Origin of the sequence: uncultured Roseibium sp. (genome assembly GCF_947499295.1) — a bacterium.
GTDB lineage: Bacteria > Pseudomonadota > Alphaproteobacteria > Rhizobiales > Stappiaceae > Roseibium.
The window spans coordinates 551,923-573,912 of record NZ_CANMNP010000001.1 but is presented as its reverse complement, the minus strand read 5'-3'; the positions used below and the strand labels follow the sequence as shown (position 1 = coordinate 573,912).

The following is a 21,990-nucleotide window of genomic DNA, read 5'->3' as shown; positions in this document are numbered from 1 at the left end:
TCCTGCTGGCGGATCAAAGCACCTTACGAAACTTCTCTGCCAGCCGGTCAAGGCCTGGGTCAGTTGAAAACTCTTTGCGAACACGGCTTGCAGCGGCAAGTCCAAGCGTGCGCCTGCGATCCGGGGCTGCAATCAACCCGCTCAAGGCATCTGCGAGTTCATCTGGGGCACCCGGTTCCACAAGGACACCCGTTTCACCGTCAACGATAAGCTCCGGTATTGCCGAGACACGGGTTGAAAGACAGCAAAGCCCCATGGATTGAGCTTCCATCAAAACATTGGGCAGTCCATCCCGATCACCGGACTTTGCAAGTTTCGATGGTAAAACGAACAGGTCAGCCTCCGCGCAAGCCGCGATGACTTCCTCCCTTGGTTGGGCGCCGCGCCAGGTAATGCGATCTGCAACACCAAGCCGCTCGGCTTCTCGCTTCAGCACTTCAGAGAGATCGCCGCCACCGATATGCGTAAAGCTCCAGTTCAAGTGGCCCGGCAGCCTTGAAAGTGCACTCAGCAGATCGTCATACCCCTTCTTTTCAACCGCACGTCCAACGGATACGAGCCGAACCGGCCTTCCGCTGCCATCGCGCTTTGAAATTTCCCTGGAAGGCTCCGGAAATCCGGAAAAATCGAGCCCATGATAAAGGAGCTCGACCTTGCCGGGTGTCTCGGCAAGTCCCTTGAGGAAAGTGGCATTGACGCTCGTGCATGTCACACCCCAGGCCGCGTCGTTGATCTTGGTTCTCAAATCCCATTCCGGACTGGTCCAGATATCTTTCGCATGGGCGGAAAACGACCAGGAACGACCGGACAGGTGCGCTGCATAGCGTGCTGCGGAACAAGGAGTATGCAGATAATGGGTGTAAATCCAGGCGATGTCATCTGGTAATTCGTGAGCAAAAACACAGGCCTGCGACCAGCGGCGTTGCCGGTCCGCATTGGATTGCCGGGCAAAGTCGGCTTCAAAGAGCGCTTTGGCGTTCTCGTAGGTTGGTCGCTTTTCAGCCCAACGCTTGGCCCTGGCAACACGCGCCGGGTCGTCCTTTACATATTCGGGAAGATAGAGAACGTCCGCGGATATCTGTCGGTGCAGGTCGTGAATAAAGGGATCATAGGGTTTGCGCAGCGCAACGATCAAGATGCCTATTCCACGCCGCTCAAGGCCTAGAATTTCCTGTGCAATGAAAGTTTCAGACAGGCGTGGATAGCCTTTGACCACAACGGCAATTCTGGACATTACTTCGATCTTTGAAAGGGTTGGTCGTAGAGCTGCGAATCGCGATAGCGATCAGACTATAGCCAGTTTGACATTGCTATCCGCCGGATACTGCTCATCGAAGATTTCGCCGACACGTCCGGAAATAACCTCCAGTCCGCCAAGCAGATTGTCGACACCTGCGGCCGAGGGTGGCGCGAGGTTTGGGAGCTCCGACAAAGCCGTCGCCATAAGATCGGGATCCGGATAGCAGTCTATCGGCAGGACCTTCAAGAGGCCGCTCTTTTCCGCCCGCTCGGCGCGTATGGCCTGTTCGCGGCGCGGGACGACACGCGGCACCATTAAAGTGGGTTTGTCGAAAGACAGAATTTCACAGAAGGTGTTGTAGCCCCCCATGCCGACAATTGCCGTGGCATTGGCAAGATAGGGTTCGATCTGAGGCGTGAAACGAATAACCTCAACGTCGCGAAGATGCTCTGCCCGTTCGGTAAATTGCGCTGCCGAAGCAGCCGGCATGAAGGGGCCAAGCACAATCAATGCCGGAAAAAGAGGTCGCTGGCGCGCTTCATAGGCCCGCATGACCCAATCCACCATTTCAACACCGTCACCACCCCCGCCCGGGGTCACCAGAATATAGGGTTCTTCGTCGAACGGGGCAGGAGCGGGGTTCTCCAGTGCAGCATTCGGCATTTCCCTGCGCAGGTAACCCGTGTATCGGAGTTTTTCCTGCACACCTTCCGGCAACTCCATGCCTTCCAGCGGGTTACAGATATCTTCAGGGCCATAGACCCAGATTTCATCGTAGAGTTCTTTCAGCGCCGGGAAGACGTTCTTGCGGTCCCATTCTTCCTTCAGGACGGTTGCGTCATCCATCACGTCTCGCAAGCCCAGTACGAGGCGGGTGTTGGTGCCTTTGAGCGCTTCCAATGTGCCGAGCACTTCGCCTCTCAGGCCGAGCGGTTCCTTGTCGACAATGAAAATATCGGGTTCGAATATCTCGGCCGTATGTTCGATGATCGAAGAACGGATCGCCAGTGTCTGATCGATGTTGATGTGCAGCGACAAAGGTGTGTATTCGCCATTGCGCAGCTTGATGACACCCGGAATCCTGACAAAGTCGACACGGGTTCTGAATTCGAAACTGCCAATGATCGGTGAACCTGAGAGGATCAGAACAGAAAGAGTGTCAAAGTCTCCGACCAGAGACTGAGCGATTGCACGGCAGCGCCTTAAGTGGCCTAATCCGAACGAATCATGGCTATAGATCAGTATCTTAGGCGTTCCGGAACTCATACTGCCCCTAAATTTGTAAATTTGCCCCGAGGCACTTATGTCTCAATTGACTGGAGTTTGTCACGTTCCGATCTGTCTTGACAGACATCTTTCGACAAGGAACGGTCAACTGATACTTTCAATACGGTTGTGCCAAATGCTAAACCCGGCTAGCACTTCGAATTCGGATCGTTAATATACCAAATATGATCTGCTTGCACATTTTTGATCCATTTCTGTTTGGATGAGCTGATGGAAAAAAGCCTTTTCCGCTTCATTTGGAAGTATAGTTCGCGCCAGCAGATTTTTATTTTGATGGTCACCGTCCTTACCTATCCGGTGGTCTATTTCCTGCTCGAATTGCCCAAGTTGATTGTCAACGATGCCGTCCAGGGAGATAACTTCCCGCGCGCCGTTCTGGGTTTCGACTTTGACCAGATCCCGTATCTGGTTCTCCTTTGCCTGACATTTCTTGCGCTCGTTGTGGTCTCCAACGGGCTTAAATTTTATCTGAATGTCTATAAGGGCCGCCTGGGTGAGCGCATGTTGCGCCGTCTGCGTTTCGAGCTCTTTCAAAGGGTCTTGAGATTTCGGTTGCCGCATTTCCGGAAAGTGAGTTCCGGCGAGATCATTCCGATGATCACGTCTGAAGTGGAGGATGTTGGCGGTTATATCGGTGAAGCCTTTGCTCTGCCCGCCTACCAGGGCGGTATGCTGATCGTTCAGTTGGGCTTTATCTTCATGCAGGATCCCCTTTTGGGATTGGCCGCGATCAGCTCGTACCCGATCCAGGGCTACATCATCCCGATGCTGCAGAAGAAAGTCATTCTGCTCTCTCGCAAACGGGTGAAGAACGTTCGCTTGATCGCAGACAAGGTCGGCGAGAGCATCACCGGTGTTGCAGAGATCCACGCCAATGACGCTGCAGCCTGGCATTCGGCGGACCTTTCCGACCGTCTCTATGAGAACTTCAAGATCCGATATGAGATCTTTAACCGGAAGTTCCTCATCAAGTTCCTGAACAACTTCATGAACCAGCTGACGCCGTTCTTCTTCTACCTGATCGGCGGGTATCTGGTCATTCAGGGCAACCTGAGTATAGGTGCTTTGCTGGCCGTGATCGCCGCCTACAAGGATCTGGCAGGACCATGGAAGCTGCTGCTGTCCTTCTATCAGATGACGGCTGATGTCAGCGTCAAGTACCAGACCGTTGTCGAGAATTTCGACCCGCCGGACATCTATGACACCGAGCGCCTGACCGATGACGATCAGGTTGAATTGTCGGGTGATGTGAAGTTTGAAAGTGTCAGCTTCTCCGGCGGTGCGGCCGGTCAGGAAGTCATGGATATCTCGCTGACGGTCCCTGCGAACAGCACATGCGCGATTGTCGGGCCCGACGGGTCAGGTCGTTCAGAAGTGCTGCAACTTGCGGCTGGCCTGGTTTCGGCTTCTTCGGGAAAAGTCAGTATCGGCGAGCATGACCTCGACAAATTGACCGATTCAACGCTTGGCCGCGAAATCGCCTATGTCGGCGGTGCTGTTCACGTTTGGACCGGCACGATCCGGGACAACCTTTATTATGGTTTGCGTCACCGTCCTCTTGTGCCGCCCGAGCGGGAAGGGGAAGACCTCAAGAATTACAAGCGTAGGGTCAACGAAGCCAACCAGACGCGCAATCCGGTCTATGACCTAGCAGCAGACTGGGACGACCTGTCTGCAGCTGGCGTTGACGACGAGGAGCAACTCGACGCCAAGGCGCTGCAATTGCTTGAAGCGGTTAAACTCGACAAGGATATTTATCGGCTCGGTTTGCAATCGCGCTTTGATCCTTCCATGAACGACGCCTTTGCAGACAAGATCCTGAATGTGCGCAAAAACCTGGCTGGCCGCATTGCCAGCGAACCCGCGTTGGGTGGTTTGGTCGAGCTCTGGCACAAGGACCGTTTCAACGCCAGCGCAAGTCTGGCCGACAACCTGTTCTTTGCCGTACCTTCAGATCCGGATATCACCATGGACGAGGTGCCCGACCTCGAAGAGGTGAAATCGTTCCTGGCCGACACCGGGTTTGATGTCAAACTGCAGCAGATTGGCCTGAAGATCGCCGAAACCATGCTGGAGCTGTTCTCCAATGTTTCTGGCGACAGTGGTCTTCTGGGGTCCTATTCCTTCATCAATCAGGATGATCTGCCCGAGTTTGAACGGATTGTTAGGATCGCGAAGTCTGGGCACCAGCGTCCGGGTCTGACAGAAGCGGACAAATCTCGTCTGACCGGGTTGGCATTCAAGCTCGTCCCCGCAAGACACCGTCTTGGCGTTATGGACGACAGCTTGAAGGATGAAGTTGTGGCGGCCCGCAAGCGGTTCCTGGAGGGCGTCGTCAAGAACAGCGATGGGTTCGTCGCGTTCGATCCTGACGTTTATTTGCCGCCGCTCACAATCGAAGACAACTTGCTGTTCGGTCGCGCGAGGGTTGACCGCAGGGACGCCCGACGGCGCATCGACGACGTTATCCGTGCCATCGTGGAAGAGACAGGACTGCGCCATCCGATCATATATGCCGGCTTCGGCTACCATGTGGGCGTTTCGGGTTCGCGGCTGTCAGCGGGCCAGCGCAGGCGTATCGCATTGGTTAGAGGTCTACTGAAGAACGCAAAAATCACCATATTGGATGATATTGCTACAGGTATGACAGATGACGACAAAGAATTGCGCAGTGGTTTGCGGGGAATACTAGCCGGGAAAACGTTCTTGTTCGGTACATCGAACATGGATATTGCCGGTGAATTTGAAAAGCGCTTCGTTTTGGATCAGGGACGTATTGCAGACAAAGGGTAGGACAATGGCGGAAAACACGGTAAGGCCGCGAAGCAGCGGCCCAAAATGCCGGGGAGGCGAACATGACACTAGAAACTGAAGTCGAAGCCCTTCGTAAGGTTCCGCTATTCCACGGTATTGACGAGACCAAGCTGCGTCTCCTTGCCTTCATTAGCGATCGGACCGAGTATCCGGAAGGAGAGCGTCTTTGCTCCCAGGGTGAAGAAGGTGACTGCGCCTTTATCATCTTGTCCGGCGACGCGAATGTCCTGGTCCAGACCCCGGAAGGCGAGAAGAAAGTCGCTCAAGTGTCGGAAAACTCCATCGTCGGTGAAATTGCTATTTTGTGTGATGTTCCCAGAACAGCGACACTTGTCGCTGCCAACAACATGGACGTGCTTACTGTCTCAAAAGATGATTTCTTGAAACTCTTGCAAGAATTTCCGGATATATCGCTGGAAGTGATGCGGACGCTTGCGCTTCGTCTTGAGCGCACGACCCGTGACCTTGCGGATGCGCGCAGGGGGTCCTCCGGTGGTTAGGGAGTAACACGTGGCTGAGGAATTTTCGCTTCGATGCTGGGGAGTCAGAGGCTCTACTCCAACGCCGGGTTCGAGCACTCTCCGGTATGGCGGCGAGACGGCGTCTTTCGAAATCCACGCGGGAGACGCGCTCGTCCTCGTTGACTGCGGATCAGGCGCACGAAACCTCGGCATGGAGCTTCTCAAAGGGAAACATCGCCGTTTCGATCTTCTGTTCACGCACACGCATCTCGACCACATCTGCGGTCTGCCGTTTTTCAAGCCTGCTTATGACCCGAGTTTTGAAGTGACTGCCTGGGCCGGCCATTTTCAGGATGAAACAAGCCTTGTCGATATCGTCAGCAGGATCATGTCACCGCCGATCTTTCCGGTCGCAGCCAAGACGCTGAAAGCCGTCGAATTCAAATCGTTCACTGCAGGCGACAACATCCCGAGTGAAGACGATCTGGTCATTCGGACCACGAAACTGAACCATCCGGGCGGTGCCTGCGGCTATCGGTTTGACTATCATGACAAGTCGATCTGTATCATCACGGACCACGAACATGGCGATCCTGAAATCGATGCGGCATTGCCTGATTTCGTGCGTGGCGCCGACATCATGATCTACGATGCCATGTTCACGGATAGTGAATATGTTTCCTTCAAGGGCTGGGGACACTCGACGTGGGAAAAGGCTGTCCAGTTGGCCAAGGACGGTGATGTGAAGACGCCTGTCCTGTTCCACCACGATCCGCGCCGTTCTGATGATGAGCTCGATGAAATCGGGCTTGCTGCACAAAACAGCTATCCAGGTATGCTGGTTGCTAGTGAAGGCATGGTGCTGCGGCCCTAGAGCACATCCATTCAATGATTCAGCACTAGATGGATGTGCTCTGGTTCGCTGCGCCTTGCTTCTTTGAACCGTCAAACTAAAAAGGGCGGCCCAAACGGCCGCCAAAAAAATAATACGTGCTAAACTATTGATCGCCTGCCGACTACAGGAGTGCGGGAATTCCTTGATTGCACCCGGAATTCAGACGCTCTCAACTTCCAAACACGTTGAGAACGAATGACCTTTGCGATCAAAAGTTGTTTACAGGGTGTATACATTAAGTGCATGGTCCATTTGGGCTAAGCGTGCCGGATTTTTTTACTGACCGCACGTGAGAAATGCCGAATTGACGTCGCGTATGTGAGAACCTTGGGGGGCAAAGGTGGTCATTTCTGCGGAAAAATTCCTGCATTTGTCCAATCTTGCGGTGGCTGCTGCAATGGACCCGGTTTGCTGGCAGTCTTTTCTCGATGAATTGGGAACAGTGCAAGGCACGCGCATCTGCACACAACTGATTGGCTTCGATCAGCTGACCAAGGTTGCACCGCTGGCATTTGCCTCGGGCTATGATCCGGGGATCCTTGAATTATACGAAGCGCACTATTCGGATAAGAACCCTTATGCGGCCCATTTCACCAAATGCGCTGTTGGAGATACCATTTCCTCTGACGAGATGATTGTCCCTTGCGAACTCAAAAGAACATCCTTTTATGCGGATCTTCTGCAGCCCATGGAAGACATTTGGGGCGGTGGGGGTGCCATGCTGGCCAACGACGCGGACCGCATGTTTCTGATCGGCGGCAACATAAGGGAAAAGGATCGGGCGAAGTATGAAAGCGACTGGCTTGAGCTCTGCAGGGATCTGGCGCCGATCATTCGGCAGTCGCTTGAAATCAATCGGACGATCGCAGGCTTGTCGTTTGAGAAGTGGGCCGCCGAACAGCACAGGCTCGGTTCGCGGACTGCCATACTGCTTGTTGATGCCGGCAGAAGGATCCACTACGCGAGCAGCGAAGCTCAGGAGCTGCTCTCCGAAGGCAGTGTCATCGAGGCTGCATTTGGCGAGCGGGTCCGGTTTTGCTCAGATGCAATCCAATTTGAATTCAGTCATATGGCCCAACTCCAAGGCAATGGCAGGCAGGCGCCTTTTGGCAGTTGGAACTTTAAGGATCCAAAAGGTCAAGGCTGGACGTGCCGGGCAATGTCTGTGCGGCTTGATGAATTGGACAGAACGCCGTTCAGGGCATTTGTTTCCAAGAACAATCCAGCTCTTCTGGTCGCAATCAAACCTGAAGCAGACATGGAAACACTGCAGCGACAGGTTCAAGATTGTTTTGACCTCAGCAAGACTGAAGCAACTGCTGCCGTGATGTTGGCAAATGGACAATCCATCAAGCAGATTGCCACAAACCGGAGCGTCAGCGTTCATACCGTGCGCAATCAGATCAAGGCAGCCTTGTCGAAGTCAGGGTGCCATCGACAGAGCGAACTTGTCTGCAAGATCGAGCATTTGCGCCTGAGTGGCAGTGTGTGACCGGTCCGCAGCTCTTCACTTTGACTCACATTCCCGAAGGTCTTATTGCGCGTCGCAGCATATAAGTGGAAACTCCGAGGCCTTGGATTGAAGGGTCAACATGAGCTCACTTTCGGACAAAATGCGATACATATTGCGTGGCGGGCCGCCGGAATCCGGCATTCCTGACCGTGTGCGCGCCGAAATCCGTGCTCATGAAGCCTCCTCGGAGCGCCTGATCAGTTGGGTGCAGCTGGGTCTAGTGCTGTTTTTTTCGACGCTCTACATCATCGCGCCGCGTGCGGAGGGGTCGGCCGGATTTAATTTTGTGCCGATTGCGCTCGGCGCGTACTTCCTGTTCACGATCTTTCGATTGCTGCTGTCGTACCGGTTCGAGCTTCCACAGTGGTATCTGCTGATCTCCATTGGTGTCGACATGGCGCTGTTGGTCGGGCTCATTTTTTCGTTTCACATTCAGTACGACCAGCATCCGGCGTTTTATCTCAAGACGCCGACACTCATGTATGTTTTCATTTTCATTGGTTTGAGAGCCCTTCGTTTTGATCCGCGCTTTGTATTGACCACCGGCCTTGTCGCCGTTTCCGGTTGGCTTGGCCTGGTATTCTATGCCGCCTTTGCAGACATGGACTCCATGCGGGTCACCCGAAACTATGTGGAATACCTGACCGGAAACTCGATCTTGGTGGGCGCGGAGCTGGACAAGACCATGGTGATCTTAGCCGTCACCGTCATCCTGTCGGTTGCGCTCTATCGGGGACGCTCAATGCTGTTCGAGGCAACGCGCGATCACGCTGCGGCCATGGACTTACGGCGTTTCTTCGCGCCTGAAGTTGCCGCGTCTATTACAGATGCCAATACAGAGCTTCAGGCGGGAGAAGGCAACCTGCGTGAGGCGGCGATCCTCTATGCGGACATCCGCGGCTTTACGTCGGTGTCATCTTCTCTTCCTCCAGAAGCGGTTTTAAAGGTGCTTGCCGAATATCAGAACCTGGCGGTTGAAGTGATCAATCAGGCCGGGGGCCGGGTCGACAAATTTTTGGGAGACGGCATTCTGGCGACCTTTGGAGCGGTACAGCCTTCGGAGAGTTTTGCAGCCGATGCACTAGTAGCTGCAACCACGCTTGTGGAAAGCGTCAGGTCAGATCAACAGCGCTTCCGCACCGCAGGCTGGCCTGGAACTCTGACAATTGGAACAGCGGTTGCTGCCGGTCCGGTGACGGTCGGCGTCATTGGTTCAAAAAACAGGTTGGAATTCACCGTTATCGGCGATGCCGTCAACCGCGCGGCAAAGATGGAAGACGCCAACAAGGCGCAATTGACAAAAGCGCTGACAGACAAAAGCACCTGGGAACTGGCACAGAGCCAGGGGTATCAGGGCCCGGATGCGGAAATTCGTTGTGATACCGTCGTATCGGGTGTCTTGAAGCCGCTGGATCTTGTTGTGTTGGCGCGTTGAAGCAAGTCGCGGCGTTCCTGTCTCCTTCATACTGATTGTCCGCGGAAATGCTTGACCGGAGAGCATTTCTCGGTCACTTTGGCGCGTAAATTGACCATATCGTCAATAGAGTAAATTAAATTCATTGTTTTCAATGAATTATGATTTGGGAGAGCAAGGTGAAATTGGATTCCTCACTGGCCGCTGTTGTTACAGGCGGTGCATCCGGGCTCGGTGCCGCGACGGCGCGCATGCTTGCAGCCGAAGGCGTCAAAGTGGCTCTCTTCGATCGCAATACTGAACAAGGCGAGGATATGGCTGCTGATGTTGGCGGCTTGTTCGTCAATGTTGATGTGACGGATCAGGTGAGTGTGGAACAGGGATTTGCAAAAGCCCGTGAAGCACATGGTCAGGAACGTATCCTTGTCAATTGCGCCGGTATTGCTCCGGTCGCCAAGACCACGTCACGTGGTAAGCCGCATCCCATCGACATGTTTGAAAAGGTGATTGGCGTCAATCTGGTCGGTTCTTTCCGCTGTTTGTCTCTGGCAGCCACCGGAATGGCTGATCTGGAGCCTGTGACGCCCGACGGCGGACGCGGTGTGATCGTCTCGACGGCCTCGGTCGCCGCGTTTGACGGTCAGATAGGTCAGGTTGCCTATGCAGCGTCGAAAGCCGGTGTCGCAGGCATGACGCTCCCGGTGGCGCGCGATCTGTCAAAGTCCGGCATTCGCGTGATGACGATAGCTCCTGGCATATTCGAAACGCCGATGCTGCTCGGACTGTCCCAGGAGGTTCAGGACAGCTTGGGTCAGCAGGTGCCGTTTCCCTCGCGGCTTGGCAAGGCGTCGGAATATGCCAAGCTTGTAAAATCGATCTGCGAAAACGACATGCTCAACGGCGAGACCATCCGTCTGGATGGTGCAATTCGCATGGCGCCGCGTTAGGGCGCGAACCTGGAATTTTGTACGATCCTGTCCCTGTCGATCCGAAGGATGCCGATCAGGTCCTGAGTTGCAGCGTCAAAGCCTTTGCGCCATTCAGCAAACATGGCCTGCAGGCTTTTCCCGCAAATCTCCGCCTGATTGACGCCTGAGAGTGTGATTTTAAGGATCCGCACCCTGGACGTGACCTGTGGAAGCGCTCCAGGTTGCGGCTTTCCACTGCAAGATCTTCAGTTGGCTTGTTTTTTTAACACGGTCGGTTCAGTTTCCACTTTAATGTGACGCAGCGTTGCCGGACTTTTCCCGGCGCCCTGGTACGCACGGGAGAAACCAATGGCCGAAAACGCGCACGAATTAGCGCCCCATCACCTACCTTTTTTTATTCCAGCTGCTGACGGTAGCGACCAGATGATGACGAGTGTCCTCATCGGTCTGATCGTCATTGTGGTGCTTCTTGGCACTTTTTACCTGTATCTGCATTCATTGCCTGAACGCCTTGCCCACAAGCACGGCCGCATTCAATTCGAACTTGTTGCGGTGCTTGGGTTGTTGGCGCTGTTCACCCATAACCAGATATTCTGGGTTGCTGCGCTCGTTCTGGCTTTCGTGCAGATGCCTGACTTCATGACACCACTGGAATCGATAGCAAACTCGATGAGCAAACTCGCGAAGCGTTCTGGAAATGAGTCCTGTGAACCAGCACAGGAGAACCCGGAACCATTTGAAACGACCGTTGCGTCTGAGGCAGCGCCTTCTCAACCTGTAACGGATCCCGGACCGGCAATGGCAACACAAGCAGCTGCCGATGCTCCGGTTGTTCAAACAGAAAAGCAGGAGGACAAATAATGTTCGAGACGCTTTTCAGTGCGATGATTACAATTCTTCCTGACTACCTGTTTCGCAGATATGTGCAGGGCAAACGAATTGGTCATGAAATCACACTCTATTCGGTCTGGTATGAGCTGAGATTTGGCATCGTGACATGCCTGATGCTCACGATCACCCTGATCACTTTGATCTTTTACTACCACCCAACAGCAACAAGCGCGGTGTCGACATTCCGCACAATTCCCATCCTGCCGGAAGCGTCTGGTCGGGTCGAAGAGATATTCGTTCCCAACGAACTTGAGACGGAGATCAAGGCGGGTGCACCAATCTTCAAGTTGGACAGCAGTCGGCAGGAAGCCGATGTCGTAACCGCGAAGCAGCAGGTTGAGGAGATCAAGGGTGAAATCGCCCTGGCAGAGGGCGAGCTTGCGGTCGCGTCCGCACAGGTTGACCAGGCTGTAGCTTCATTGAAACAGGCCCAGGACGAGCTTGATACACGACAGGAATTGTTCGAACGCAATGCGAATGTCGTCAGTGAGCGTGACCTGGAAAAGCTGCAGAACACGGTTGATTCCCGCACGGGTGCACTCGAGGCTGCGAAAGCAAACAAGGACCTTGCTGAAACCAAGATCAACGTTGCGCTTCCCGCAAAGCTTTCAAGCGCAGAGGCAAAGCTTGAAGAAGCTGAAGTCGAATTGGGGAAAATGACCGTTTATGCCGGTGTCGACGGCATGGTCACCCAATTCGTGCTGCGTCCCGGCGAGATCGTCAATCCTTTGATGCGCCCGGCGGGAATCCTCATTCCCCACGATTCAGTGCAGGAGCGGATTGTTGCCGGTTTCGGGCAGGTCGAGGCTCAGGTCATCAAACGGGGAATGGTTGCAGAAGCTTTTTGTCCCGCCGTTCCATTCACCATCATCCCGTTGGTCGTGGCTGATGTTCAGTCTGAAATTGCTGCTGGTCAGGTCAGCACGGGTAGCCAGCTTGTGGATGCGACCAAGGCGTCGGAAACATCGACCGTTACAGCGATCCTTGAGCCCTTGTATGAAGGCGGTCTCGACAAGCTGCCACCGGGCGCAAGTTGTGAAGTGAATGCCTATACCAGCAATCACGACAGGCTTCTGGAGGACAAGGATTTGACGACAGCGCAGTATGTTTTCCTGCATGTGGTCGACACTGTTGGACTGGTGCATGCCATCATTTTGCGCAGTCAGGCTATCCAGTACCCGATCAGAACACTTGTACTGTCTGGGCACTAAACAGGCAGTCCGGATCGGGCGGCTCTCACCGCCCGATCCCGGTCCTGGGCGTCAGCTGGAATAGCTGACGATTTCAAATTCGATACCGTCATCATCGTCGAAATAGAAGCGGCGGCCCGGTTCGTAGTCACCGTGATTGCGGGTCTTGTAACCTCCAGCCTTTATGCGCTCTTCCGTGGCATCCAAGTCGTCCACGACAACGGCAATGTGGTTGAGGCCGCCATGGCGGGAATAGCTGCTTTCCTTCACCGCCTCTGTCGTGTGCGCAGGTGTATAGGCCGCCACATAACTGGTTTCGTTGCCTATGTGATAGGTGGTGCCACCGTCTTTCGCTGCACCTTTCCAGCGAACTTTCCATCCAAACCACGTTTCAAGCCGCTTTGCGGTCGCTTCCGGATCGCTCACGGTGACGTTCACATGTTCCAAAAAGGGGGTGCTCATCTGGTGTCCTTTCTCAGATTGACTTGATCGGGACACTGGAGATAATTCCTCAAGTTAAGTTGAGGTCAAGAGAGAAAAGAGAAAAAATTGAATAGGGTTATGCGAGGAAGTGATCTTCTTAGTATTGGTGAACTTGCGAGCAGAACCGGTCTCTCGGTGTCGGCGATCCGGTTTTACGAGGAAAAGGGACTGGTACATCCCGTGAGAAATGAAGGTGGGCAAAGGCGATTCTTGCGCGCGGATATCCGAAGGCTGTCCTTTGTCCTGGTTGCACAGGAATTCGGTTTTTCAATTGGAGAAATCGCTGGTCAGCTGAAACGGCTACCAGAGGGCAGGGCGCCAACAAAGGCAGATTGGACACGCATCGGAAGGGACTTTCGCCGGCACCTGGATGATCGGATTGAGCGCATGACGACGTTGAGGGACAAGTTGGATGCATGTATCGGATGTGGGTGCCTGTCGATGAAGTCATGCCAGCTTTACAACGCCGGTGATGCCGCGTCCCGACATGGCCGGGGACCGCGTTATCTCCTGGGAGATCTGCCTGATCCCGATGTCATTGAGAGAGCCGCCGGCCTGAACCGACCCGGCCGGCAGAAAAAATAATTTGGCATCAGTGTTTCTCTGGCGGGCTAAAGACATTTCTTTGGCCTTATCAACGCTTTGAGGGGCGGCCACGCTGCGTCCCACAACTCCAAATCACCGTTGTAATCCATCTGTCATCTGCCCGTCATCGCTCTGTCACGTGGACCCATTTAATGCGTGGTGTGCGCAACGATGCGTTTCACTTTAGCCATCCGATGGAGAGCCACTATGGATCATATCAACAAGGACGATCTTTCCTGGGACGAATGGGACGAAATGGTTCGTCCTACCTCTGAAACGACAGATTTTGACAAGGTCGTCGAATCCGGTCTTTCTCGGCGCGGTTTTCTCGGGGGCCTGGTGGCATTCGGGTCCGGCGCCGCCGTCATGGGCCTTGGCACTGGTGCGAGCCTCATGAATTCCACCTCCGCAAGGGCACAGGATGCCGGACGTTTCGCATTCAGCCCGGTTGGCATTGCGACCGACAGCACGGTTCATGTTCCTGAAGGTTACACATGGGACATTCTGGTGAAATGGGGAGACAAGCTCGTTTCCGACGCGCATGATTTCTCGCATGAGGCCGGTGTCCCGATCAGTTCTTCTGACAAGGTTTTCGGTGAAAACACTGATGGCATGGAGCTTTTTGCCATCGGCGACAAGCAGATCATCGCGGTGAACAGCGAGTATGTGAACCCGAAGATCAATCTGCCGCATACCGAAGATGGCACACCGCAAACGGCGGAAGATGTCCGCATGCTTCAAAACTTCCAAGGCGTTACCGTAATGGAGGTGGAAGAAGACGAAAATGGCTGGCGCGTGGTCGTCGACAGCCCGTTCAACCGCCGCATCACGCACAACACGGAAATGGCGATTTCCGGTCCGGCTGCTGGTCATGATCTATTGAAGACGGAGGCCGATCCGACTGGAACCCGGTCTCTCGGAACCTTCAACAATTGCGGTGCAGGCAAGACGCCGTGGGGCACTTATCTGACCTGCGAGGAAAACTTCAACGGCTATTTCGGGTCCACAGATCCTGAGATTGAGCTTCCCGAAGACTTCAAACGTTATGGTATTGCAGCGGAAAGCCGCTATTCCTACGAGAAGTTCGATGATCGCTTCGACATTTCCAAAAACATCAACGAGCCGCGCCGTGCTGGCTATATCGTCGAAATTGATCCCTCTGATCCGGCATCAACGCCTGTAAAACGCTCGGCGCTTGGACGTTTCAAACACGAAAATGCGGCTTGTGCGCTGGCACCCAACGGCCAGGTCATCGTCTATATGGGAGATGATGAGCGGGGTGAGTTTCTTTACAAGTTTGTCTCCAACGGCACCTACACACCGGGCGTGCCGACAGACGGCCTTTTGGATGATGGTGTCCTGCACGTTGCCAAATTTGCAGATGACGGAACTGGCGAGTGGATGGCCCTGACCCCGGAAACGACCGAAATGAGTCTTGAGGAAATCTCGGTCTTCACCCGGATGGCCGCTTCCAAGGTGGGGGCGACAACAATGGACCGTCCTGAATGGGTTGCCGTCAATCCGGTTGCCGTTGAAGCGTATTGCGCGCTGACCAACAACAAGAACAGGGGCGTGAAGCCGAATGCCGGCGGTGACGACACCGCGGTTAACGGTCCGAACCCGCGTGAGGAGAACAACTTCGGCCAGATCGTCCGTTGGTATCCCGAAAACGATGATCATGCAGATACCAAATTCAAATGGGATCTTTATGTTATGGCCGGGAACCCGGATGTCCATGCCGGAACCCCATATGCCGGCTCGGACAATGTCAACGCGGGTAACATGTTCAACTCGCCGGACGGCATGATGTTCGACTCTTCCGGTCTCTTGTGGATACAGACTGACGGAAACTACAAGAATGAGGGCGACTTTGCCGGCATGGGCAACAACCAGATGCTGGTTGGCGATCCGGTTACCGGCCAGATCGAGCGCTTCATGACTGTTCCTTATGGATCTGAAGTCACTGGAATTACATGGTCGGCCGACCGGCGTACGCTCTTTGTCGGCGTGCAGCACCCAGCAGCACCGTTCCCTGACGGTGAAGGCAAATTGGCTCGCTCGTCCGTCATCGCGGTAAAGCGTGCAGACAATGCGCTGATCGGCTAGCGCCGGACAAACTCAGCGTGAAAAAGAAGCGCGCCGGAAACCGGCGCGCTTTTGTTTCTCGTACCAGAGGTACTCTCCTTATCGATTGTTCAGTTGTGAACGGACACGCTTTAAACCCAGCTGAGTAATACGATATGGTCCACTGTTCTTGGATGCGATAAGGCGCTTGTATTTGAGTTTGCGGAAAAGTCGCAAAGAGCACCCGCCCCAATACCATCCGTCCCGCGTAACCGTTTCCTGATTGAGAATATGACCGTGCTCGTCCTTTTCCACGAGAATACAGCCACCTTGAGCCAGCAGGTGAAGAACCCGCTGCTCGGCTTTCGAAATGTCCATTGAAGTGAGAAGCCTGAATTTTGATGCAGTTAGTCAGTCACTGCCGCAAAACGCCTGCAGTGCTGGTGTGCATGACCCCGGCAAAGATCAGCCGGGGATTACCGGGACTCTGAAAATCCGCGCATAAAACCTCTCAATTGGAAGCTTGCGCCTAGCACGCCATGCCGCTCAAGACAATCAGGAGCTCAAGTCGGAATTGAAAGAAGGGCCGGATTTGAAGCAGCTGTTGCAAATCAGCAATCAGATCAGCTGCTTTCGGCAGGCCAGTAGCCGCTTTCTGGATCTCTGGAAACGACAACTGCGTTGACTTCTGCCGCTCCGCATTTGGCGCAAGTCAAACCGCTGCTAAGATCGGAGACCTTTTGAGAACCGGAAAATTTTGAGATCTTCAAGTAGCGAAAACGACCGCAATAGTCGCACCGAATGCCAAGCCGCTTGTCAGACTGAGCCAAGGTGTCAATAGTGGGATCGTCGGCGTCGACGGTAGCGCGCAATGCCATGGTAACAAACTTGTCTAGCTGAAAATCTGCATGGGATCGGTAAAAATCCGGATATTCAAGGTAGCACACTGTGTTGATTTAGAAAAGTTGCCACTTGCTCCACTTTGGTGATCCAAATGGATTACTAATGCAATTTACGTTGGAGTTTGCCCAATATCTGGTCCGGGGTTCATGCGACTATTTGAGTTTTGTTCGGTTCTGCCTCGAAGTCTCCCGGAATCAAGTCTTCTAGCACCGAATAAGGTGTGTTGGGATGCAATGGATGCCTTGACTTGAGGCACGTAAATGATTGCAACGATAACAGGCAAATGCTGTGCGTTCCGAGACGCCATTGATGACCATGCACACTCAGCCCGGCGTTGGACCGGAAGGTTCGTTGTCAGATGAGTGTTGACCAGCATGGATATATTGGTGTGGTGGGAGATCAGCCCTTCCAAACAGACTTCCACTCTTTGTTGCAAGAAGTGCGGGACAGGTTTTCTCCCCAGACCCTTACGTTAGTCCACAGCGTCTATATCTACGGAAGTATTGCGACTGGAAAGGCTGTTGCGGGTCGATCCGATCTAGATCTGACATTGATCCTGAACAAAGCGCCATCGAAGCACGACAGTGACCTAATCGAAAGCAAGAGGCGAAATTTTGAGATTGCCAATCCCATTGTAAGTAAAGTCGATTTCGGTATCGGATTTCTTGAGGACATTGTGTCGGTGGATGCAAGTTTGGCGTGGCGTTATTGGCTCAAACATCATTGTCGGTGCATCGCAGGCGAGGACCTGGCTGAAGACATCCCGCTGTTCCGGCCGTCTCGGTCGCTTGCCCTTGAGGTGAACGGCGATTTTGAACAGGTGCTGGGAAAATATCACCGCTTGCTCCTTGTCTCTAGACCGGCGTCCAACAACGGCAGGCTCGTGAGAGAGGCCTCGCGCAAATTGATACGTTCAACCAATATGCTCAGGAAAGATCGGGACATCGATTGGCCAGACACGCTTGAGGAGCATGTCGCCCGCTTTCAGGGCCTTTTTCCAGATCATCGCGACGAACTGCAATATTTTTTTCAGCAGGCCCGGGAACCCGTAGCGGAGCCTGAGTATTTTGCAGGACGGCTCGAAGCATTCGTGGGTTGGATGAGTGGTGTTTTGCACAATCGCGCTCAATAACGGCTTTGTAACACTTGGCCGGGCTACGCGGCAGGTCGCTCAGTTTTTATAAGCGCCTCGTTTAGCGGTCTCGGGTCATATCATCTCAATGGGCACACGACGCCATCCCTGCTTCGATCCTTTCGGCAGTGTTTACCGGCGTTTGGTGTACAAAGAGGTTCTTCGCTCAACCGAGTGAAACTCAACAAATCACGACGGAGTAAGGTCTCGGGGTATCCTGTCGGGATCGTATCTTCGTCCGTAAGTGGCCTGACCAAAGCTTGCCGCGGCAACCAGACCTAACAGCGCGAAAATGATAAGACCGGGGCGCACGAACCATTGTGCATCGGCTCGCATGTTCATCCAGAGAAATACAAAGAGTGCGACATCGATACCAGCGCTGACGGCGAACACCGTCCACCCTTTGGCTGGAGAACCGTTTGCGGTCCCCCGCAAAAACCGGATGTTTCTTTTATGCCCCGGGGCCAGACAACGATGCAGGTGACGCAGGAATTCAAGATATGTCCGAGCGCGGATCGTGTCGGGTGCGCCGGTCGCAAATGCCCCGCTGACCTTTACTGACATGCCGTCAGTAAACTTAATCAGGGCTCGGCCTGCAGGATCGGCGATCTTCGGCTTTTCCGCCCAGAGCCTGATTTCTATGACCTCGGCAAGCGGTCGCGCGTCACGGACCGGGTCCTTGCCCCAGACAAGGCGCATATCATCTGTAATGCGCAATTCCAGATCGCGCGACGTCGGTTCTCCGTCAACTGATGTAAATAATGAATAACAATTCATGGACATGACACTAACCAGCTCTGCGGCAAGGATAAGATCTGTTCAGAAAATTGCGCCAACAAATAGCAAATTAGAAATCTTCGTTACGAACGGCTTTAGCAAAGCACTCGACGAAGGGTGATCTTGGCGGCCCATATTTGCCTTGAGACGCCTGAAACATTGAAGAATGAATGTGTTGCCAGTTTTCGCTTGAAATCCAAGGTCTTTGTATACGAGATGCCTCTCGCTTTTTTTGACAGGCGGAAGTAAGAGGAGCACATGACAATGCTATCAGACACTTGGTTCGACCTGCTCGGTCTGTCAGGCCTGCTTAATCCGTTTGCACTTCTGATTGGAGGGTATCTTGGATGGCGCGCAGATCGCACTGGCAAATTGTGGATCGCTGGTTTTGCCGCCGCAGCACTCTCCTTGATACTTGAGGCCGCAGTCGGAATGCTTCAGATACCGCTGCCGGTCTCGCAGGACGCCGGCGCGCTGGCCATGTTTCCGTTCCGCTTTGTCGGTGGTGCCCTAGCCGGTGCACTCACTTATTGGATCGGCAGGCATCGTCAAAGGAGCTGAGCGGAACTCAGTCGTCCAGCCAGCTGTTGAAAAGATGCGCATTCGGGCATTCGGACAGGGCTTTGTCAGCACCGTCAGTGTGCTTATCCAGCCAGTTTTTGCATTTTTCAGTCTCCGAGCAATTGATACATCGGAATGCAGCAGACCGGATTGCAATTTTGCTCGGGGGGCCAGCGGGTATCTTCTTCATAGCGCCGATGGTTTCCAGCATTCTTCCCATCAGGTCAGCGCGTTCGTTCAAACGGTCCATCCAGTTCACGCTTTTGTCTCCTTCTGCCGGGACTCGTAGCGGACATTTGCCGCTTATTGTTCTTGAGGCCGGGCGGTGGCAGGCGCAGACCGGCAAGTTGGCAAACACTGCCTGATCACCGCCACATAGGCCTTGATCCGTATCAAGGCTGGGCAGGCAACTTGTTTGCGGCCATAATCAGCTCTTGAGAATCTTTTCGGCACACAACACCAGGAGATGGTGTGATGGTTGAAACGGTGAGCGCGCAGACGCTCCCACAAGGTGCAAGCGGTTCATCATCTGCCAAAGGGCTGGAGCCAGGCACCGAGCTGAAAGCCAAAGTCGAGCAGAACATGCCTGGGGGCGTTGTTCGTTTGGCTACGGCAGAAACGAAACTGGACCTTCGTGTGCCGGCTCCGCTTCCTGTTGGTGCGGATGTGACAGTCACAGTTTCCGGCAGCCGTCAGCAACCCTTGATCCAGATATCGACCCTTCCGGAGGGCGGACAGGTTGCGAATTCTACAGGACAACAGCCGACGACGCCGGGCAATGGTGCCTCTGCACCACCGACAGCTCAGGGGTCGGGTGTATCAATCGGAACGGCGCTGCGACCTGCTCCGACAATGGCTCATATGCTGCAATCGGTTGCGCCGCCTGCGCCCCAATCTGAAGCCGGTTCCGCAGCGTTGAGACCCGGTGTACCGCCACTGGCGCAAAGTACCGCTCCTCGAACTCGTCCGTCCATTTCTTCACCGCTTCAGCTGCAACCTTCAGAAAGCGGTGTGAAACCGCCAATGTCGGCATCTGGATCGTTACCAAGCGCGGAACCTCGCGGCAGCACCTCTTCGCAATTCACAACGACGCAATCGGGCACATCATTTCAGGTATCGCCCCGGGTTCCGGGCACCGGTCAATTGACAGGAGCTCAAAATCCCGTAAACGCGCCCACACCCAGTGCCGGGGCACCGGGCTCTTTACAGGTTGGCGGCCGGTCCAGTGTTCAGATTTCCGGTCAATTGGCTGGTCCGGCAAGCGGACAGTTGGCAACGGTTGCCCCGCCGTCTCTACCGGTAAACACAGCACCCGGCAGTGCTCAAAGCCCTGCACAGGTATTCGGTTCCGAACAGGTCATGGGTGCGCCACGACAGTCTTTGAGCGCACCTCAGGCAACAGGTCAACAGTCGGCCAACCCTCAGCAGGTTCAGACGGCAGGCGCAAACCCAGGTGGGCAGGGAACACAAGCGACACCGTCCCAACCGGCTGCCACCGGCAACCAAGGAGTGCCTATCCCCAATGTGGTGGAACCACGACAAACACTGACCGGTCAAACGGTACAAACTCAAACCGCTTCCGCCGCGATAAACTCGGGTCTGTCGTCTGCGCCAAAATTAGGTGCCGGAGGGGTGCTACCCGCGTCGCCTTTGCCAAGCAACACGCCTCAATCGGGACAGGTTGGCCCAACTGTGCCTGCACGCGCGCAGTCCGCCTCTGCTCCCGTCTCAGGAGGACGTGCGCCGGCCCATCCGAATTCAGTCCCGTCACAGGTGGCAACAAGCACCAGCCTTGGAACCAATACGAAAGCAGCAGCATCGCGTACGCCCGCATCGCAAGCCTACGCTACGGCGACGGTCGGATCACCGGCAGGGCAGACCGCTGCCACTCAACAAAGGGTTTTTCAGCAGCCTGTGGTCCAGGCCGCTGCTCAACTGCAAAAACCGCTGACGGAACAACAGGCCAGCTACAGCGCACTGTTCGCGCAAATTGGCAGTCTCATGAGTGCGCAAACAGCGGGCAAAGTTTCCATGCCGGATGCGGTCGTCAAGGCGATGCAACAGATCTTGGGCTTGCGATTGAATGCGGGACAACCGCCGACTGCGCAGTCTTTGCAGCAGGCCGTGAGCCAGTCTGGTCAGTTTCATGAGGCTGGCCTGGCCAGATCCGTCGGTGGAAATATGCCTCTGCCTGATTTGAAATCAGTACTTTTGTCCTTCAAGTCGCTGTTGCGATCTATGGGAGCGGAGGAGCAGATTTCCAGACCTGCCGGACAAGCGGCGCCGCCTGCGCGGCACGGTTCACCGCAGGGGCAGGCACCGCAAGCCGCAAGCGGGTTTTGGGCTGGTGCAGCTGCGCAGAACTTGCAGGCCTTGTTAAAGGATACAGATGCCTCGCTCGCTCGGCTTCGGCTCAACCAGCTGGTCAATTCGGGCCTTGCAGGCGAGGAGGGACCAAGGGCAGCTTCACGCCCGATGGATGTTGTGCTGGAACTGCCGCTCGCACTGGGACAGGAAACGGCCATCATGCAGATGCAAATTGGCAGGGATGGAAATGGTTCGCACCAGGAAGACGACCATGAGCTGGCATGGCGGCTGCGATTTGCGCTGGATTTAACTGCAACCGGACCTTTGGAGGCTGCGATCAGTCTGCGTGGTGGCGGCACCTACGCCAGCTTGTGGGTTGACCGCAAGGAGACCTTCGACAATCTGAATTCGTTGCGGGAGACCATGGAAGCCGCATTTGCCGATGCCGGGCTCGATCTTCAGGAATTCCGGCTTATCCGCGGACTGCCGCCGAGAACTGCTGCCCGCTACGGCGCGTTGATCGATCGTCAGTCTTGAGGATGGC

Annotated in this window: 21 protein-coding genes; 13 read left to right on the top strand and 8 right to left on the bottom strand. The window is 54.6% G+C overall.

The features are described from left to right. Positions 1-13 precede the first annotated feature (13 nt). Together Q0835_RS02695 and Q0835_RS02690 are read right to left on the bottom strand one after the other, a co-directional pair. Complete coding sequence (locus tag Q0835_RS02695) at positions 14-1,234, bottom strand: glycosyltransferase family 4 protein (protein WP_298958216.1); 1,221 nt, start codon at positions 1,232-1,234, stop codon at positions 14-16. Between the two features lie 51 nt (positions 1,235-1,285). Continuing rightward, a complete protein-coding gene (locus Q0835_RS02690; protein WP_298816029.1) occupies positions 1,286-2,506 on the bottom strand; it encodes a glycosyltransferase in 1,221 nt (406 codons plus the stop codon). A gap of 231 nt (positions 2,507-2,737) precedes the next feature. On the opposite strand from Q0835_RS02690, the gene Q0835_RS02685 reads away from it, so the two are divergent. The 6 genes from Q0835_RS02685 (at position 2,738) to Q0835_RS02660 (ending at position 10,571) form a co-directional block, all read left to right on the top strand. Beyond that, positions 2,738-5,320, top strand: coding sequence for an ATP-binding cassette domain-containing protein (locus Q0835_RS02685; RefSeq protein WP_298816030.1), 2,583 nt, complete (start codon positions 2,738-2,740; stop codon positions 5,318-5,320). 62 nt (positions 5,321-5,382) lie between these two features. Beyond that, the gene (locus tag Q0835_RS02680; protein ID WP_152502590.1) at positions 5,383-5,841 is read left to right on the top strand and encodes a Crp/Fnr family transcriptional regulator; all 459 of its coding nucleotides are present in this window, start codon (positions 5,383-5,385) and stop codon (positions 5,839-5,841) included. A gap of 10 nt (positions 5,842-5,851) precedes the next feature. Next, on the top strand, positions 5,852-6,676 hold the full coding sequence (locus Q0835_RS02675) for an MBL fold metallo-hydrolase (RefSeq protein ID WP_298958215.1): 825 nt from the start codon (positions 5,852-5,854) through the stop codon (positions 6,674-6,676). A 361-nt stretch (positions 6,677-7,037) separates the two neighbouring features. Next, positions 7,038-8,189 (top strand): helix-turn-helix transcriptional regulator, encoded by a 1,152-nt coding sequence (locus Q0835_RS02670; protein ID WP_298958214.1) that lies wholly within the window; start codon positions 7,038-7,040, stop codon positions 8,187-8,189. Between the two features lie 100 nt (positions 8,190-8,289). Continuing rightward, the gene (locus Q0835_RS02665; RefSeq protein ID WP_298958213.1) at positions 8,290-9,645 is read left to right on the top strand and encodes an adenylate/guanylate cyclase domain-containing protein; all 1,356 of its coding nucleotides are present in this window, start codon (positions 8,290-8,292) and stop codon (positions 9,643-9,645) included. Positions 9,646-9,803: 158 nt separating this feature from the next. Then, the gene (locus Q0835_RS02660; RefSeq protein WP_298958212.1) at positions 9,804-10,571 is read left to right on the top strand and encodes an SDR family NAD(P)-dependent oxidoreductase; all 768 of its coding nucleotides are present in this window, start codon (positions 9,804-9,806) and stop codon (positions 10,569-10,571) included. Here the strand turns inward: Q0835_RS02660 and Q0835_RS02655 are convergent. Then, on the bottom strand, positions 10,568-10,744 hold the full coding sequence (locus tag Q0835_RS02655; protein ID WP_298958211.1) for a hypothetical protein: 177 nt from the start codon (positions 10,742-10,744) through the stop codon (positions 10,568-10,570). The two genes, Q0835_RS02660 and Q0835_RS02655, sit on opposite strands and share 4 nt — an antisense overlap. Before the next feature lie 157 nt (positions 10,745-10,901). Here Q0835_RS02655 and Q0835_RS02650 point away from each other — a divergent pair, with 157 nt between their 5' ends. Together Q0835_RS02650 and Q0835_RS02645 are read left to right on the top strand one after the other, a co-directional pair. Then, the gene (locus Q0835_RS02650; RefSeq protein WP_298816042.1) at positions 10,902-11,414 is read left to right on the top strand and encodes a hypothetical protein; all 513 of its coding nucleotides are present in this window, start codon (positions 10,902-10,904) and stop codon (positions 11,412-11,414) included. After that, complete coding sequence (locus Q0835_RS02645; protein WP_298816043.1) at positions 11,414-12,655, top strand: HlyD family secretion protein; 1,242 nt, start codon at positions 11,414-11,416, stop codon at positions 12,653-12,655. Before Q0835_RS02650 ends, Q0835_RS02645 begins: the two co-directional genes overlap by 1 nt. A 51-nt stretch (positions 12,656-12,706) precedes the next feature. Here the strand turns inward: Q0835_RS02645 and Q0835_RS02640 are convergent, their stop codons facing one another. Further along, positions 12,707-13,096 carry a VOC family protein gene (locus Q0835_RS02640; RefSeq protein WP_298958210.1) on the bottom strand — a complete coding sequence of 130 codons (390 nt, stop codon included), beginning with the start codon at positions 13,094-13,096 and terminating at the stop codon, positions 12,707-12,709. 99 nt (positions 13,097-13,195) lie between these two features. Here Q0835_RS02640 and soxR point away from each other — a divergent pair, with 99 nt between their 5' ends. After that, positions 13,196-13,702 carry a redox-sensitive transcriptional activator SoxR gene (soxR, locus tag Q0835_RS02635; protein ID WP_298816045.1) on the top strand — a complete coding sequence of 169 codons (507 nt, stop codon included), beginning with the start codon at positions 13,196-13,198 and terminating at the stop codon, positions 13,700-13,702. A 207-nt stretch (positions 13,703-13,909) separates the two neighbouring features. After that, the gene (locus Q0835_RS02630) at positions 13,910-15,808 is read left to right on the top strand and encodes a PhoX family phosphatase (RefSeq protein ID WP_298958209.1); all 1,899 of its coding nucleotides are present in this window, start codon (positions 13,910-13,912) and stop codon (positions 15,806-15,808) included. A gap of 78 nt (positions 15,809-15,886) precedes the next feature. On the opposite strand, the gene Q0835_RS02625 is transcribed toward Q0835_RS02630, so the two are convergent. Together Q0835_RS02625 and Q0835_RS02620 are read right to left on the bottom strand one after the other, a co-directional pair. Continuing rightward, positions 15,887-16,144, bottom strand: a complete 258-nt coding sequence (locus Q0835_RS02625) for a YjhX family toxin (RefSeq protein WP_298958208.1) — start codon at positions 16,142-16,144, stop codon at positions 15,887-15,889. A 245-nt stretch (positions 16,145-16,389) separates the two neighbouring features. Continuing rightward, complete coding sequence (locus tag Q0835_RS02620; RefSeq protein ID WP_298958206.1) at positions 16,390-16,644, bottom strand: hypothetical protein; 255 nt, start codon at positions 16,642-16,644, stop codon at positions 16,390-16,392. Between the two features lie 383 nt (positions 16,645-17,027). On the opposite strand from Q0835_RS02620, the gene Q0835_RS02615 reads away from it, so the two are divergent. Beyond that, the gene (locus Q0835_RS02615) at positions 17,028-17,801 is read left to right on the top strand and encodes a nucleotidyltransferase domain-containing protein (protein WP_298958205.1); all 774 of its coding nucleotides are present in this window, start codon (positions 17,028-17,030) and stop codon (positions 17,799-17,801) included. A 189-nt stretch (positions 17,802-17,990) separates the two neighbouring features. Here Q0835_RS02615 and Q0835_RS02610 read toward each other — a convergent pair whose 3' ends face one another. Beyond that, positions 17,991-18,584 (bottom strand): hypothetical protein, encoded by a 594-nt coding sequence (locus Q0835_RS02610; protein ID WP_298958204.1) that lies wholly within the window; start codon positions 18,582-18,584, stop codon positions 17,991-17,993. 252 nt (positions 18,585-18,836) lie between these two features. Here Q0835_RS02610 and Q0835_RS02605 point away from each other — a divergent pair, with 252 nt between their 5' ends. Beyond that, a complete protein-coding gene (locus Q0835_RS02605) occupies positions 18,837-19,139 on the top strand; it encodes a phosphatidylglycerophosphatase (RefSeq protein ID WP_298816073.1) in 303 nt (100 codons plus the stop codon). Positions 19,140-19,146: 7 nt separating this feature from the next. Here Q0835_RS02605 and Q0835_RS02600 read toward each other — a convergent pair whose 3' ends face one another. Next, positions 19,147-19,389 carry a DUF6455 family protein gene (locus Q0835_RS02600; RefSeq protein WP_298958606.1) on the bottom strand — a complete coding sequence of 81 codons (243 nt, stop codon included), beginning with the start codon at positions 19,387-19,389 and terminating at the stop codon, positions 19,147-19,149. A gap of 224 nt (positions 19,390-19,613) precedes the next feature. On the opposite strand from Q0835_RS02600, the gene Q0835_RS02595 reads away from it, so the two are divergent. Next, positions 19,614-21,983 carry a flagellar hook-length control protein FliK gene (locus Q0835_RS02595; RefSeq protein ID WP_298958203.1) on the top strand — a complete coding sequence of 790 codons (2,370 nt, stop codon included), beginning with the start codon at positions 19,614-19,616 and terminating at the stop codon, positions 21,981-21,983. The last annotated feature ends 7 nt before the right edge of the window (positions 21,984-21,990 follow it).